Source organism: Cupriavidus pauculus, assembly GCF_003854935.1.
Taxonomy (GTDB): Bacteria; Pseudomonadota; Gammaproteobacteria; order Burkholderiales; family Burkholderiaceae; genus Cupriavidus; species Cupriavidus pauculus_C.
Genome location: NZ_CP033969.1, coordinates 3,029,428 through 3,045,081, shown reverse-complemented (window position 1 = coordinate 3,045,081; position 15,654 = coordinate 3,029,428). Strand labels below are relative to the sequence as shown.

At 68.9% G+C, this 15,654-nt stretch carries 11 protein-coding genes; 8 read left to right on the top strand and 3 right to left on the bottom strand.

From position 1 onward, the window contains the following. Window positions 1-27: 27 nt before the first annotated feature. Complete coding sequence (gene boxC / locus EHF44_RS15400; protein ID WP_124684461.1) at window positions 28-1,710, bottom strand: 2,3-epoxybenzoyl-CoA dihydrolase; 1,683 nt, start codon at window positions 1,708-1,710, stop codon at window positions 28-30. Window positions 1,711-1,824: 114 nt separating this feature from the next. Continuing rightward, window positions 1,825-2,781: a helix-turn-helix transcriptional regulator gene (locus EHF44_RS15395; protein ID WP_124684460.1), complete on the bottom strand. Its 957-nt coding sequence runs from the start codon at window positions 2,779-2,781 to the stop codon at window positions 1,825-1,827. Between the two features lie 264 nt (window positions 2,782-3,045). Here EHF44_RS15395 and EHF44_RS15390 point away from each other — a divergent pair, with 264 nt between their 5' ends. The 8 genes from EHF44_RS15390 to EHF44_RS15355 all read left to right on the top strand — a co-directional run bounded on the left by EHF44_RS15390 (window position 3,046) and on the right by EHF44_RS15355 (window position 12,882). Next, window positions 3,046-4,722, top strand: coding sequence for a benzoate-CoA ligase family protein (locus EHF44_RS15390; protein ID WP_124684459.1), 1,677 nt, complete (start codon window positions 3,046-3,048; stop codon window positions 4,720-4,722). A 33-nt stretch (window positions 4,723-4,755) separates the two neighbouring features. Then, window positions 4,756-5,583 (top strand): alpha/beta fold hydrolase, encoded by an 828-nt coding sequence (locus EHF44_RS15385; protein ID WP_437340289.1) that lies wholly within the window; start codon window positions 4,756-4,758, stop codon window positions 5,581-5,583. A gap of 74 nt (window positions 5,584-5,657) precedes the next feature. Then, entirely contained in the window at window positions 5,658-6,875 is a 1,218-nt protein-coding gene (locus tag EHF44_RS15380; RefSeq protein WP_124684458.1) for an ABC transporter substrate-binding protein, read from the top strand. A gap of 110 nt (window positions 6,876-6,985) precedes the next feature. Next, window positions 6,986-7,852 (top strand): branched-chain amino acid ABC transporter permease, encoded by an 867-nt coding sequence (locus EHF44_RS15375; protein WP_124684457.1) that lies wholly within the window; start codon window positions 6,986-6,988, stop codon window positions 7,850-7,852. Between the two features lie 169 nt (window positions 7,853-8,021). Beyond that, window positions 8,022-9,101 carry a branched-chain amino acid ABC transporter permease gene (locus tag EHF44_RS15370; protein ID WP_124684456.1) on the top strand — a complete coding sequence of 360 codons (1,080 nt, stop codon included), beginning with the start codon at window positions 8,022-8,024 and terminating at the stop codon, window positions 9,099-9,101. Next, complete coding sequence (locus EHF44_RS15365) at window positions 9,098-9,871, top strand: ABC transporter ATP-binding protein (RefSeq protein WP_124684455.1); 774 nt, start codon at window positions 9,098-9,100, stop codon at window positions 9,869-9,871. Before EHF44_RS15370 ends, EHF44_RS15365 begins: the two co-directional genes overlap by 4 nt. Then, window positions 9,868-10,584, top strand: a complete 717-nt coding sequence (locus EHF44_RS15360) for an ABC transporter ATP-binding protein (protein WP_124684454.1) — start codon at window positions 9,868-9,870, stop codon at window positions 10,582-10,584. Before EHF44_RS15365 ends, EHF44_RS15360 begins: the two co-directional genes overlap by 4 nt. Window positions 10,585-10,980: 396 nt before the next feature. Continuing rightward, window positions 10,981-12,882, top strand: coding sequence for a potassium transporter Kup (locus tag EHF44_RS15355; RefSeq protein WP_124684453.1), 1,902 nt, complete (start codon window positions 10,981-10,983; stop codon window positions 12,880-12,882). A 327-nt stretch (window positions 12,883-13,209) separates the two neighbouring features. Here EHF44_RS15355 and EHF44_RS15350 read toward each other — a convergent pair whose 3' ends face one another. Continuing rightward, window positions 13,210-15,567, bottom strand: coding sequence for a Tex family protein (locus tag EHF44_RS15350; RefSeq protein WP_124684452.1), 2,358 nt, complete (start codon window positions 15,565-15,567; stop codon window positions 13,210-13,212). Window positions 15,568-15,654 lie beyond the last annotated feature (87 nt).

The following is a 15,654-nucleotide window of genomic DNA, read 5'->3' as shown; positions in this document are numbered from 1 at the left end:
TGGTATATGCCAGATGTGCCGGGAGGGTCAGACCCGGTCCCAGTCGAAGCGTGCCTTGTTGCCGGTGCCGAATACCTTGAGCGCGCCGTGCTCGCCGACGGCGTTCGGGCGGTTGAAGATCCAGTTCTGCCAGGCGGTGAGCCGGCCGAAGATGCGCGTTTCCATGGTTTCGTGGCCGCCGAAGCGCAGGTTGGCTTCCAGGCCCGTCAGCGCGTCGGGCGACAGGCTCGCGCGCTCCTCGATGGCGATCCGGATCTCGTCTTCCCAGTCGATGTCGTCCGGCGCGGCGGTGACCAGCCCCAGCGCCTCGGCGGCCGGGCCGTCCAGCGGCTGGCCGGCCTGCGCGCGCACCGCGGCCAGCGCGTCGGCGTCCTCGTAGAACCGGGCGGCCAGCCGGGTCAGGCCGTTCGGCATCGGATAACGGCCAAAATTGGCCGCATCGGCGTAAAGGCGCGGCGCCTGGCCGGGCGAGTCGGGCAGTTGCAGCATGTAGCTGCGGTCGGCGGCCAGCGCCAGTTCCAGCAGCGTGCCGGCAAAGCACGAGCCCGGCTCGACCAGCGCGAACAGGCTGCGCGACGACACATCGAGCCGCGCCAGCGTGCGGCGCAGCATGCCGATGGTCTCCCGCACGAACCAGTGGCTCGCGTGGGCGTCCATCAGCGCGTCGGCGGCCAGCACCTGCGCGGCGTCGCCCTGGGTCTTCAGCAGCCACATGCCGATGTCGAGATGATTGGTCCGCAGCGTCAGGATGGCGTCGTCGAGTTCGCGCGCCATCTTCAGCGGCCACCACTGCGCGCCGGCCGCGACGATGCCGGCGAGGTCGGACGGCTGGCCGCCGGCCGGTCCGGCGATGGTGATGGTGGCGTGCCGGGCGGCGCGGTCGATGTCGACGCGCACGGTGTCATAGACATAGCCGGCATCGCTGGCCTGGCGCGACAGCGGCGTCAGCGGCACGCCGGTGTCTCCGGCCGGCCGGTCGCTGCCGGCCGCCAGCGCCTGCGCGCGCTCGCGCACGTGTTCGGCAAAGCGGGCCGGCTTGACCACTTCGTCCACCAGCCGCCAGTCCTTGGCGCGCTGGCCGCGCACGCCCTCGGTGGTCAGGCAGAAAATGTCGGCGTGGTCGCGCCGCACGCGGCGCTTGTCGGTCACGCGGGTCAGGCCGCCCGTGCCGGGCAGCACGCCCAGCAGCGGCACCTCGGGCAGGCTGACGGCCGACGACCGGTCGTCGATCAGCACAATTTCGTCGCAGGCCAGCGCCAGCTCGTAGCCGCCGCCGGCCGTGGTGCCGTTGCAGGCGGCGATGAACTTGATGCCGGAATGGCGGCTGGCGTCCTCGATGCCGTTGCGCGTCTCGTTGGTGAACTTGCAGAAGTTCACCTTCCACGCATGGCTGGACTTGCCCAGCATGAAGATGTTGGCGCCGGAGCAGAAGATGCGCTCCTTCATGCTGGTCAGAACGACGGTGCGCACCTCGGGGTGCTCGAAGCGGATGCGCTGCAGCGCGTCGTGCAGTTCGATGTCCACGCCCAGGTCGTACGAGTTGAGCTTCAGCGCGTAGCCGGGGCGCAGGCCGCCTTCCTCGTCCACGTTCATGGCCAGCGTGGCGACGGGGCCATCGAACGTGAGCTGCCAGTGGCGGTAGTGGTCCGGGTGACGCTCGAAGGTCACCGGCGCGGCGGGGGATTCGATGGCGAGGTCCGTCGTCGACATGGGGGCGTCTCCTTGATGCACTATAGTGCTATTTCATTTGTGATGAAATATAGTGCATCGCCGGAGGCGATGCAAGGCCCGCCGTGCGATCGGTTGTCTTGACCGGGAGCGGGGTCAGGGGGCGGTGAGTTGCCGCAGTTGCGCCTGGAGCGCCTGGAGTGACGAGGCGGCATCCTGGCCGCTGGTGTCGATGGCCACGTCGGCCCGGGCATAGAGCGGGCTGCGCGCCTGCAGGATGCGGCGCAGGTCGGTCATCGCCTCGCGATTGCCTTCCATCGGCCGCATGTCGCCCTGGGCCACCACGCGCGCCATGTGTTCCTCGGGCGACGTCCGCACCCAGACCGTCAGGCAGCGCGACAGCAGCAGGTTGAACGTGGCCGGCTCCGACACCAGGCTGCCGGGCGTGGCCAGTACCATCGTGTCGTGGTCGCGCAGCACGCGTTCGAGCGCGCGCATCTCATAGCGGCGGTAGGCGGCCTGGCCGTACAGCGAGTGGATTTCCGACAGGCTCGCGCCCGCTTCCTGCTCGATGGCGGCATTGAGTTCGACGAAGGGCATGTCCTCGGCCGCCGCCAGCGCCCGGCCCAGCGTCGACTTGCCGGCGCCGCGCAGGCCGATCAGCGCGATGCGGCGGTGGCGCGCGTCGTGCGACTCGGCCGGCGACAGCGCGTGCTGGGCGGCCTCGCGCACGCGCGCCAGATCGCTGGCCGGTAGCTGGGCCAGCCACTGCACCAATTGCGAGAACTCAGTGGCGCGCGGGCCGCCATGGCCGGCGGCGTGACCGTCGACCTCGGCCAGCACCACGGGCAGCGGCACGTCGAGCGCGCCGGCCACCTGCCGCAGCAGCAGCACCGACGCATTGCCGGTGCCCGTCTCCAGGTTGGCCAAGTATCGCTCGGATACATCGGCGCCCCTTGCAAGGTCCTTGCGCGACATGCCCCGCGCGGCGCGCAGCGAGCGGATCCGCTCGCCCAGGTGCGTCAGGTAGGGGTCCCGTTCGGCGGCGCGCGGCTCCGCGTGGGGCGCGGCGGGTTGGTCGGGCGTCAGGAGCGTGTCGGGGTCGCGGCGCATGCAGGCAGTCGGTGGCTGGAAGGGCGGGTCGATCGGCGCCGCATTATACGTGCAGCAAAATGCGTGGCGGCTGGCCAAGGCGGGCACCATGGCACTGCCATATAGTGCATACCCTTGCTTGCATAATAGTCGATATGAAATAAAATGCATCGTCATAACGATGGCGCAGCGCATGGCTGTCGGAACAACAAGACAAACTGCTGGAAGCCAGATCGGGCGCGCGGTGGTGCTGGCGACGTGCCGGATGGCCAGAGGAGTGGAGACATGACGCCCCCGATGACGAGCACCGCCGCTGCCACCCCGGCAGAGTCGGCGGCGCGCCCGGCCGTATCCCAGGCATCGCCCGTGCCCGCCGGCGCGACCGATCCGGTCGTGGCCACGCTGCCGGCCCGCTACAACGCCGCCGACGAATTGCTGGCCCGCAACCTCGCGGCCGGCCGGGGCGCCAGGACCGCCTACATCGACGATGCCACCTCGCTGACCTTTGCCGCGCTCGACGACCGCTGCCGCCGCTTTTCCGGCGCGCTGCACGACGCGGGCTTCCGGCGCGAGGAGCGCGTGCTGGTCTGCGCGCTCGACACCATCGATTTTCCGACCGTCTTCCTGGGCTGCCTGCTGGCCGGCGTGGTGCCGGTGGCCGTCAACACGCTGCTGACCGTCGACGACTACGCCTACATGCTGGAGCACAGCGGCGCGCGGGCCGTGGTGGTGTCGGCCCCGCTGCGCGCGACGATGCAGGCGGCCATCGACAAGTCCGGGCTGTCCCCGGACGTGATCCTCGCGGCGCCAGGCGCGGAGGACAGTGCGGACGCCAGCGTCGCCCGCATGGTCGAGGCGGCCCGCCCCACGGCCCGCGTGGCGCCCACCGGCCCCGACGACATGGCGTTCTGGCTCTATTCGTCCGGCTCCACGGGCCGGCCCAAGGGCACGGTCCACACCCACGGCAACCTGTTCCACACGGCCGATCTCTACGCCCGGCGCGTGCTCGGCCTGCGCGATGACGACGTGGTGTTCTCGGCCGCCAAGCTGTTCTTTGCCTATGGCCTGGGCAACGCGCTGACGTTTCCGCTGTCGGTGGGGGCCACGACGGTGCTGATGGCCGAGCGCCCGACGCCACAGGCCGTGTTTCAGCGGCTGGTTACCCATCGGCCGACCGTGTTCTGCGGCGTGCCCACGCTGTTTGCGGGCATGCTGGCGGCCGCCGACCTGCCGGCCCGGGCCAGCGTGGCGCTGCGCGTGTGCACGTCGGCCGGCGAGGCGCTGCCGCGCGATATTGGCGACCGCTTCCTGGCCCATTTCGGCTGCGACATCCTGGATGGCATCGGCTCCACCGAGATGCTGCACATCTTCCTGTCGAACCGGCCCGGCGCGGTGCGTTACGGCACCACGGGCCAGCCGGTGCCCGGCTACGAACTGAAGCTGCTGGACGAGCGCGGCGAGCCGTGCGCGGACGGCGAGATTGGCGACCTCTATATCAAGGGGCCGACGGCGGCGCTGATGTACTGGTGCAACCGCGACAAGAGCCGCGACACGTTCGTCGGCGCGTGGACGCGCAGCGGCGACAAGTACGTGCGCGACGCCGACGGCTACTACACCTACGCGGGCCGCAGCGACGACATGCTCAAGGTTGGCGGCATCTACGTGTCGCCGTTCGAGGTGGAGGCGGCGCTGGCCCAGCACCCGGCCGTGCTGGAGGCGGCGGTGATCGGCGTGGCCGATGCCGACGAACTGGTCAAGCCCAAGGCGTTCGTCGTGCTGCGCCCGGGCCAGCAGTGGCACGACGGCATGGCGGCCGAGTTGCAGGCGTTCGTCAAGACCCGGCTGGCGCCGTACAAGTATCCGCGCCAGATCGAATGCGTGGCGGAGCTGCCGAAGACCGCCACGGGCAAGATCCAGCGTTTCCGCCTGCGCCAGCGCGAGGAAGCGGCACGGCTGTCGTAGTCCGGCAGCGCAGGGAGCAGGGGAGGGGTGGCAATGGGTGGCGACATGCTGGACGAAGTGGTGCGGATTCCGTTCGACGGGCGGCACATCGAGATCGAGTGCCAGTGGCTGCGGCCCCGGCGCGAGCGGCGGCCGCTGGTCGTCTTCCTGCACGAGGGGCTGGGATCGGTCAGCATGTGGCGCGACTTTCCGCGCCAGTTCTGCGAGGCGGGCGACTTCCGGGGGCTGGTGTTCTCGCGCTACGGCTACGGCCGGTCCACGCCGCGCCCGCTGGACGAAAAGTGGGACGTCGACTTCATGCACCGCCAGGCGCGCGAGGCGCTGCCCGCGCTGTTCGAGGCGCTGGGCATCGGGCCCGGCCGGCGCCATGGCCGGCCGTGGCTGCTGGGCCATAGCGACGGCGGGTCGATCGCGCTGATCCACGCGGCGAGCTTTCCTGACGCGGTGGACGGCCTGACCGTGCTGGCGCCGCACATCGTGGTGGAGGACCTGTCGGTGCGCAGCATCGCCACCACGCGCGACACCTTCCTGCACACCGACCTGCGCGCGCGGCTGGCGCGCCACCATGCCGACGTGGACTCGGCGTTCTGGGGCTGGAACGACATCTGGCTCGATCCGGCCTTCCGGCATTTCGACCTGCGCCCGCTGCTGGACGGCATCCGCTGCCCGGTGCTGGCCGTGCAGGGCGAGGACGACGAGTACGGCACGATGGCCCAGATCGAGGGTATCCAGCGATATGCCCCGCAGACCGTACTGCTTAAACTCGCGCGCTGTGGGCATTCGCCGCACCGCGACCAGACGGGCGCATTGACGGCGGCGACCGTGGCGTTTATAACTGCAAATACTTCAATCCTAAAATAATTGGCGACGCGGCCGATCGCCCCCGATCCGGGCCGCACGGCGCCGCTGGCTTGAGACCATCCGGAGGAGATTCCATGCATCGCATTGCATCGCGCAGGCTGCCGCACGCTCGTCGTCTTTCCGCCACCCTGGCCACCGGCACCGCCGCGGTGCTGCTGGCCGCCACCGGCCTGGCCACCGCCCAGACCGCGCCGGCCGCCGGGGGCAAGGTCAAGGTGGGGTTCATGCTGCCGTACACGGGCACCTACGCGGCGCTGGGCACGGCCATCGAGAACGGTTTCCGGATGTATGTGACGCAGCAGGGCGGTAAGCTGGGCGGGCGCGATGTGGAGTACTTCAAGGTCGACGACGAATCGGACCCGGCCAAGGCGCCTGAGAAGGCCACCAAGCTGGTCAAGCGCGACCAGGTCGACGTGGTGGTCGGCACGGTCCACTCGGGCGTGCAGATGGGCATCGTCAAGGTGGCCAAGGAAAACAACACGCTGCTGATCATTCCGAACGCGGGCGTGGACGAGGCCACCGGCCCGCTGTGCGGCCCGAACATCTTCCGCACGTCGTTCTCGAACTGGCAGCCCGGCTATGCCATGGGCCACGTGCTGGCCGAGCGCGGCATGAAGAAGGTGGTCACGCTGACGTGGAAGTACGCGGCCGGCGAGCAGTCGGTCAAGGGCTTCAAGGAGGCGTTCGAGGCCAAGGGCGGCAAGGTGGTCAAGGAACTGAGCCTGCCGTTCCCGAACGTCGAGTTCCAGGCGCTGATTACCGAGGTGGCGTCGCTGAAGCCGGACGCCGTGTTCGTGTTCTTCGCCGGCGGCGGCGCGGTGAAGTTCGTCAAGGACTGGCAGGCGGCCGGGCTCAAGGACAAGATTCCGCTCTACGCGTCCGGATTCCTGACCGACGGCACGCTGGACGCCCAGGGCGCCGCCGCGCAGGGGCTGGAGACCACGCTGCACTATGCCGACGGCCTCAGCAACGCGCGCGACAAGACCTTCCGGCTCGACTACGCCAAGCTGTACAAGCTCCAGCCCGACGTGTACGCCGTGCAGGGCTACGACGCCGCGCAACTGCTGGCCGTGGGTGCCAACGCGGTCAAGGGCGACATGACGCGCAAGCCGGACATCATCAAGGCCATGGAAGCGGCCCGGGTGGACAGCCCGCGCGGCGCGTTCACGCTGTCGAAGGCGCACAACCCGGTGCAGGACTTCTACCTGCGCAAGGTGGACGGGCGCGAGAACAAGGTCAGCGGCGTGGCCGTGAAGGCGCTGGCCGATCCGGCGCGCGGCTGCCGGCTCTGACGCAGCGGGCGCCGGCCTGGCGCCCCCCGCACCGCGCCCATCGACCCTCCCGAATTCACCGACCCCACCGACCCCCAGGACTCCCCGGACGGCAGCGCGCCGGCATCGCCATGGACATCGTCTCCTTTCTGATCCAGTGCCTGAACAGCGTGCAGTACGGCCTGCTGCTGTTCCTGGTGGCCAGCGGGCTCACGCTGATCTTCGGCATCATGGGCGTAATCAACCTGGCCCATGGCAGCTTCTACATGCTCGGCGCCTACCTGGCGTTCACGCTGGCCAGCCTGACGGGCAACCTGTTCATCGCGCTGCCGCTGGGCATCGTGCTGGCCGTGGCGTTCGGCTACGTGCTGGAATGGGCGTTCTTCAGCTACCTGTACCAGCGGGACCACCTGCAGCAGGTGCTGATGACCTACGGCCTGATCCTGGTGTTCGAGGAACTGCGCAGCATCCTGGTGGGCGACGACGTGCACGGCGTGCCGGTGCCCGCGCTGCTGGACGGCGCGCTGCCCATCGGCAACGACATGACCTATCCGGTCTACCGGCTGTTCATCTCGGCCATCTGCCTGCTGGTGGCCGGCGCGATGTACTACGTGATCCGCCGCACCCGCGTGGGCATGATGATCCGCGCGGGCGCGTCGAACCGCGAGATGGTGCAGTCGCTGGGCATCAACGTGACCGTGCTGTACCGCTTTGTGTTCGCGCTGGGCGTGGCGCTGGCCGTGCTGGCCGGGATGATCGCGTCGCCGGTGTCGTCGGTGTACCCGGGCATGGGCGGCCAGGTGCTGATCATCTGCTTCGTGGTGGTCGTGATCGGCGGCATCGGCTCGGTCAAGGGCGCGCTGGTGGCGTCGCTGCTGATCGGCTTCGTCGACACGTTCGGCAAGGTGTTCTGGCAGGACGCCGCCGGCGTGCTGGTGTACCTGCTGATGGCCGTGATCCTGCTGTGGAAGCCCCAGGGGCTGTTCAAGGCGGGGTAGGGAATGTACCGCCGGTCTGCTCCCCTCTCCCGCATCGCGGGAGAGGGGCTGGGGGAGAGGGCGCGGCGCTTCGTATGCCGACCGGTCAGGCCTGGAACCGCCAGGCCCTCTCCCCCGACCCCTCTCCCGCAAGCGGGAGAGGGGAGCACCCAATTTGACGGATATCGACATGCAATCCAACACCGAAACCCCTGAGCCGGTGGTGCCGCGGCGTCCGCCCTGGCTGGCCGCGGCCGGCTGGGTGGTCGCCTTTGGCCTGCTCTGCGCGGCGCCGATGGTGCTGACCGCCGACAGCCACAAGTACTACATCGAGCTGCTCAGCAAGGTCATGATCATGGCGATCTTCGCGCTGTCGCTGCAGTTGCTGATCGGCTACACCGGGCTGGTCAGCCTGGGCCATGCGGCCTACTTTGCGATGTCGGCCTATGCCACGGCCATGCTGGCGCCCCAGAGCGGCGCGGGCAACGGCTGGCTGCTGATGCTGGCCGGCGTGGGCGCGGCCGGGGCGCTGGCGCTGGTGGTGGGGGCGCTGGTGCTGCGCACGCGCGGCATCTACTTCATCATGGTCACGCTGGCGTTCGCGCAGATGGTCTACTTCGTGTTCCACGACACCAAGATCGCGGGCGGCAGCGACGGCACCTATATCTACTTCCGGCCCGAGTTCGGGCTGTTCTCGGAACTGCCGCTGACGGTCAACGATCCGGTGCGCTTCTACTGGCTGGTGCTGGCCGCGCTGCTGCTGACGCTGGGCCTGCTGGCGCTGCTGCTGCGGTCGCGCTTTGGCCACGCGCTGGTGGGCATCCGCCACAACGAGCAGCGCATGCGGGCGGCCGGGTTTGCCACCTATCGCTACCAGCTGGGCGCCTTTGTGGCCGGCGGCATGCTGGCCGGGCTGGCGGGATTTCTCTATGCGATCCAGTTCGGCTTTGTGAACCCCGAGATCGCGTCGTGGCACCAGTCGGGCAACGCCATGCTGATGGTGATCCTGGGCGGCGTGGGCAGCCTGGCTGGCGCCGTGCTGGGCGCGTTCTCGTTTGTGCTGCTGGCCGAATGGTTCGGGTCGCTGACCAAGCACTGGCAGTTGCTGATGGGCGGCTTCATCATCGCGGCCGTGGCGCTGCTGCCGCGCGGGCTGGTCAGCGTGCCGGCGGTGCTGCGCCACCGGTCGCCACGCCGGACGCGGCGCCCGGACGGGGCCGACGGCGGCAGCGCCGACGCCGCCGCCCCGCACAGCCGGGAGGCCGTATGAACGCGCGCAACCCGGTACCGGTCATGCAGGCCGACATGCTGACGCGCCGCTTTGGCGGCCTGACCGCGGTCAACCAGGTGGACCTGTCGCTGCATCTGAACGAAATTCACGCCGTCATCGGCACCAATGGCGCGGGCAAGTCGACGCTGATCAACCTGTTGTCGGGCGAGCTGCCGCCGTCAGAGGGGCGGCTGCACCTGCAGGGCCAGGACGTCACGGGCTGGCCGCAGCCGCGGCTGGCGCGCCACGGGGTGGGGCGCAGCTACCAGCGCAACAACATCTTCCTGCCGCTGACCGTGCGCGAGAACTGCCGGCTGGCGGCCCAGTCGCGGGCGCAGCGCGCGTGGCGGCTCTGGGAGCCGGCGCAGGGCTGCCGCACCAGCCGCGCGCTGGCCGACGAGGCGCTGGAACGCGCCGGGCTGGCCCAGCATGCGAATCGCGTCGCCAGCGAACTGGCCCACGGCCAGAAGCGCCAGCTGGAAGTGGCGATGTGCCTGGCCACCGAACCCGTGGCGCTGCTGCTGGACGAACCGCTGGCCGGCATGGGCGCCGAGGAATCGGCCCGCATGCTCGACCTGCTGCGCGGCCTGCGCGAGGGCCACGCCATCCTGCTGGTCGAACACGACATGGAAGCGGTCTTCGCCGTGGCCGACCGGATCACGGTGATGGTCAACGGCACGGTCATCGCGTCGGGCGATCCGGCCGGCATCCGGGCCAACCGCGAGGTGCAACTGGCCTATCTGGGCGAGGAAGAGGAGGCCGGCGCATGAATCCCACGCCGATCATCGACGCCAGCGGGCTCAACGCCTGGTACGGGTCCAGCCACGTGCTGCGCGGCATCGACTTCCACGTCAACGCCGGCGAGACCGTGGGCCTGCTGGGCCGCAACGGCATGGGCAAGAGCACGCTGCTGCGGACGCTGCTGGGCCACGTGCGCGAGCGCGAGGGCAAGATCCACGTGGCCGGGCGCGAGATGTCGCGCGCGCGGCCGCACGAGGTGGCCCGGCTGGGTATCGCCTACGTGCCCGAGGGACGTGGCATTTTTCCGAATCTGAGCGTCCGGGAGAATCTGCTGATGGCCGCGCGGCCCGGTTGCAACGGCCGCCGGGACTGGGACGAGGCGCGCGTGCTCGACCTGTTCCCCCGGCTCAAGGAACGGCTGGGCCACGGCGGGCAGCAGTTGTCGGGCGGCGAGCAGCAGATGCTGTCGATTGGCCGGGCGCTGATGACCAACCCGGACTGCCTGATCCTGGACGAGGCCACCGAGGGCCTGGCGCCGCGCATCGTCCATGAGATCTGGAACGTGATTGCCACCGTGCGCGGCACCGGCATCGCGTCGATCGTGGTGGACCGCAACTACCGCGCCGTGCTGGCCCATGCCGACCGCGTGGTCGTGCTGGAAAAGGGGCTGGTGGTCATGGCCGGCCCCGCCGCCCAGCTGGCCGCCGCGCCGGCCGCGCTGGACCGCTACCTGGGCGTCTGAACAGGGCGGGCCAGGATTCTGACGGGCGTTTCATCGGGTTGCGCCGGCGCCACTTCTGTCGCCGATTCGCAACGTCCCGGCCGGCGCCCGTGGCCCGCGCGCCGCGCAGGCCGAGCTTGACCATCTCCGCCTTCTTTCCCATGCTTGATCGGTCGTGCCGGTGGACACCGGCATCTTCCACAGTGGTCGTCGCACGACTCTTCATCTAGAATGCGCGCGTTTGTGCAATGCAATAGAAACTGAGAAGGCCAACACGCCCCACCGGGGACCGGAGCCGCTAGCGTGAGAGAAGATGTGCCTGGAGATTCACTTTGGAGGGACTGCGCCGTGGTGTCACGCCCGCGCAGCCAGAGTCGGGCACGTAGAGGCGCGAGCCGGTTCACCTGACCCAAATCCATGACCCAATCCGCAACCACCAGCCATTATTTCGTCGAAAGCCCGAGCACCCGTGCGCTCGTGATCGGCGCGATCGGCGTCGTCTTTGGCGACATCGGCACCAGCCCCCTGTACGCGCTCAAGGAGTGTTTCAGCAAGGACCACGGCATCCCGTTCAGCCACGAGGCCGTGCTCGGCATCATCTCGCTGCTGTTCTGGGCGATGATCGTCGTGGTGTCGATCAAGTACGTGCTGTTCGTCATGCGGGCCGACAACAACGGCGAAGGCGGCGTACTGGCGCTGATGGCGCTGGCGCTGCGCACGGCGGCACCCCGGTCGCGCATGGCCAAGCTGATCATGATGTCGGCCATCTTCGGCGCCTGCATGTTCTATGGCGACGCGGTGATCACGCCGGCCATCTCGGTGCTGTCGGCCGTGGAAGGGCTGGAGATTGCCGCGCCGGGGCTGTCGCATTTCGTGATCCCGATCACGCTGTCCATCCTCTGCGTGCTGTTCTTCATCCAGCGCCACGGCACCAGCGCGGTGGGCAAGCTGTTCGGCCCGATCATGGTGGCGTGGTTCCTGGCGCTGGGCGGGCTGGGCGTCTACAACCTGATCCAGTCGCCGTACATCCTGGCCGCCATCAACCCGTGGTTCGGCATTTCGTTCCTGCTGGAGCACTCGCTGCAGGCGTTCATCGTGCTGGGCAGCGTGTTCCTGGTGCTGACCGGCGCCGAAGCGCTGTACATCGACATGGGCCACTTCGGCGCCAAGCCCATCCGCTACGGCTGGTTCGTGATGGTCATGCCGTGCCTGATGCTGAACTACTTCGGCCAGGGCGCGATGCTGCTGAGCAACCCGCAGGCCATCGAGAACCCGTTCTTCCTGATGGTGCCAGACCTGTTGCAGTTGCCGATGGTGCTGCTGGCCACGGCGGCCACCGTGATTGCGTCGCAGGCGGTCATCTCGGGCGCGTTCTCGCTGACCAGCCAGGCCATCCAGCTCGGCTTCCTGCCGCGCATGCGGATCCAGTACACGTCGGCGGCGGAAATCGGCCAGATCTACCTTCCGGTGATCAACTGGGCGCTGCTGGTGCTGGTGTTTGCCGTGGTGCTGTCGTTCCGCAAGTCCGAGAACCTGGCCGCCGCCTACGGCATCGCCGTGACCACGACGATGCTGATCACGACGTTCCTGGCCGTGATCGTCATGCGCCGGTTCTGGAAGTGGAACCGGGTGCTGGTGACCGTGCTCGGCGCGTCGTTCCTGATCGTCGACCTGTCGTTCTTCTCGGCCAACCTGCTCAAGGTGGCCGAGGGCGGCTGGTTCCCGCTGCTGATGGGCAGCACGGCGTTCTTCCTGCTGATGACGTGGCACAGCGGCCGCAAGCTGCTGCGCGCGCGCAGCCTGGAGGACGGCATTCCGCTGGAGCCGTTCATCGCGGGCCTGCTGGCCCACCCGCCGCACCGCGTGGAAGGCACGGCCGTGTTCCTGACGGGCAGCACCGAGTCCGTGCCGGTGTCGCTGCTGCACAACCTGAAGCACAACCGCGTGCTGCACGAGCGCGTGGTGTTCCTGAGCTTTGTCACGCGCGACATTCCCTACGTGGACGACGACCACCGCCTGACCTGCAAGGACCTGGGCGGCGGCGTATTCATCCTGGCCTCGGAGTACGGCTTCAAGGAGACCCCGGACGTTAACCGCGTGCTCGACCTGGCCCAGCGCAAGCTCGACATGCACTTCGAGCTGATGGAGACGTCGTTCTTCATCGCCCGCGAGACCGTCATCCCGTCCAAGCTGCCCGGCATGTCGATGTGGCGCGAGCGCCTGTTCGCGTGGATGCATCAGAACGGCGCCAAGCCGTCGGACTTCTTCTCGATCCCGGCCAACCGGGTGGTGGAACTGGGCACCAAGGTCGAGATTTGAGAATTGAGAACTTGGCGGTTGCCAGGAAAAACGCCCCGCGGATGCGGGGCGTTTTTGTTTGGGGGGGGGGGCGGGCTGGCGCTGGCCTATGTTTTTCTCCCCTCTCCCGCCTGCGGGAGAGGGGCCGGGGGTGAGGGCCGGCGGGTCAAGCAACGACAGGTCGCAATTTGCACCGCAACGCCCTCACCCCCAACCCCTCTCCCGCGCGCGGGAGAGGGGAGCGAGAACTGGCGGCGCGCGGGAGAGGGGAGCGAGAAACGGCGGCGCGCGGGAGAGGGAAGCAAAGCAGCCAGCGGACGGAAGCTCCGCCCGCGCAGCCCTTTCCGCTCAGCGCTTCAGCTTCGCGAACGCGGCGGCCATCGCGCCCTGCGTATCCGGCTGGCGCTGGCCGCCGCCGAAGCCGCGGTTGCCGCCGCCGCGCGGGGCGCGGTCGTTGCTGCGGTCGCCGCCGCCCGTGCGGGGGGCTTGCTGGCCCGGCTCGTCGTCCAGGCGCATGGTCAGGCCGATGCGGTTGCGCTTGACGTCCACCTCCATGACCTTGACCTTGACGATCTGGCCGGCCTTGACCACCTCGTGGGCGTCCTTGACGAACTTGGTCGACAGCGCCGAGATGTGGACCAGCCCGTCCTGATGCACGCCGATGTCCACGAACGCGCCAAAGGCCGCCACGTTCGTGACCACGCCTTCGAGGATCATGCCCGGCTGCAGGTCCTTCACGTCCTCCACGCCTTCCTGGAAGGTCGCGGTCTTGAACTCGGGGCGCGGGTCGCGGCCCGGCTTTTCCAGTTCGGTCAGGATGTCGCGCACGGTCGGCAGGCCGAACTTGTCGTCGGCGAACTGCTGCGGCGACAGGCCGCGCAGCGCGTCGCGGTTGCCCATCACATCGGGCAGGCCCTTCTTGATGTGGTCCAGGATCTTCTGCACCACCGGATACGCCTCCGGGTGCACCGACGAGCGGTCCAGCGGGTTGTCGCCGGTGTTGATCCGCAGGAAGCCGGCGGCCTGCTCGAACGTCTTGTCGCCCAGGCGCGGCACCTTTTTCAGCGCGTCGCGGTTCGGAAAGGCGCCGTTGGCATCGCGGAAATCGACGATATTGCGCGCCAGCACCGCGTTCAGGCCCGACACCCGCGCCAGCAGCGGGGCCGACGCCGTATTGACGTCCACGCCCACCGCGTTCACGCAGTCCTCGACCACGGCGTCCAGCGCGCGGGCCAGCTCGCGCTGGTTCACGTCGTGCTGGTACTGGCCCACGCCAATCGACTTCGGATCGATCTTGACCAGCTCGGCCAGCGGGTCCTGCAGGCGGCGGGCGATGGACACCGCGCCGCGTAGCGAAACGTCCAGATCAGGGAATTCCTTGGCGGCCAGCTCGGACGCCGAGTAGACCGACGCGCCGGCCTCGCTGACCACGATCTTGGTCAGCTTCAGCTCCGGGGCGGCCTTCATCAGGTCCTGCACGAGCTTGTCGGTCTCGCGGCTGGCGGTGCCGTTGCCGATGGAGCACAGCGCCACGTTGTGCTGCCTGGCCAGGCGCGCCAGCGTGGCCAGCGAGCCGTTCCAGTCGCGGCGCGGCTCGTGCGGGTAGATCGTGGCCGTTTCCAGCAGCTTGCCGGTGTGGTCCACCACGGCCACCTTGCACCCGGTGCGGATGCCCGGGTCGATCCCCATGACGGACTTGGGGCCGGCCGGCGCGGCCAGCAGCAGTTCGTGCAGGTTGCGGCCGAACACCTTGATCGCCTCGCCCTCGGCCGTCTCGCGCAACTGCGTCAGCAGTTCGGTTTCCAGGTGCGGCTGCACCTTGACGCGCCAGCACCAGCGGCAGACGTCGCCCAGCCACTTGTCGGCCGGGCGGTTGCGGTTCTCGATGCCGACATGGCGCGCGATCATCGTCTCGCACGGGTGCGGCACCATCGCGTCCTGCTCCTCGCCCAGGCCCAGCTTGACCAGCAGCACGCCGGCGTTGCGGCCCCGGAACAGCGCCAGCGCGCGGTGCGACGGCACCGTGCGGATGGTTTCGCTGTACTGGTAGTAGTCGCGGAATTTCTCTTCCTCGGCCGTCTCCTTGCCCTCCATGACCGACGACGTCACCACGCCGTTCTGCCACAGGTGGTCGCGCAGCTTGCCCAGCAGTTCGGCCGTCTCGCCGAACTGTTCGGACAGGATGTCGCGCGCGCCGTCGAGCGCGGCCTTGGCGTCGGGCACGCCGCCATCGGCGGTGGGATTGCCGTTGACGTACTTGGCGGCCTCGGCCTGCGGGTCGAGCGTCGGGTCGGCCAGCAGCGCCTGGGCCAGCGGCTCCAGCCCGCACTCGCGCGCGATCTGGGCGCGCGTGCGGCGCTTGGGCTTGTAGGGCAGGTACAGGTCTTCCAGCGTCTGCTTGGTCTCGGCGGCCTCGATGGCCGCGCGCAGCGCGTCGGTGAGCTTGCCCTGTTCCTCGATCGAGGCCAGGATGGTCGCGCGGCGGTCTTCCATGTCGCGCAGGTACAGCAGGCGCTCTTCGAGGTTGCGAAGCTGCGTGTCGTCCAGGTTGCCGGTCACTTCCTTGCGGTAGCGGGCGATGAAGGGCACCGTGGCGCCTTCGTCCAGCAGGCCGACGGCGGCCGCCACCTGGCGGGGTTGCACGGACAGTTCGGCCGCGATCAGCGACACAATCTTTTGCAGGACGGAAGCAGGCAGATTGGACATCGAGAATACGTGTCAGTCGAAAGCGGGGCATTGTGCCACAAGCGCCGGGCCGCTCCGGTGACGGGAAGACACCTTTTCCCCCGTCTT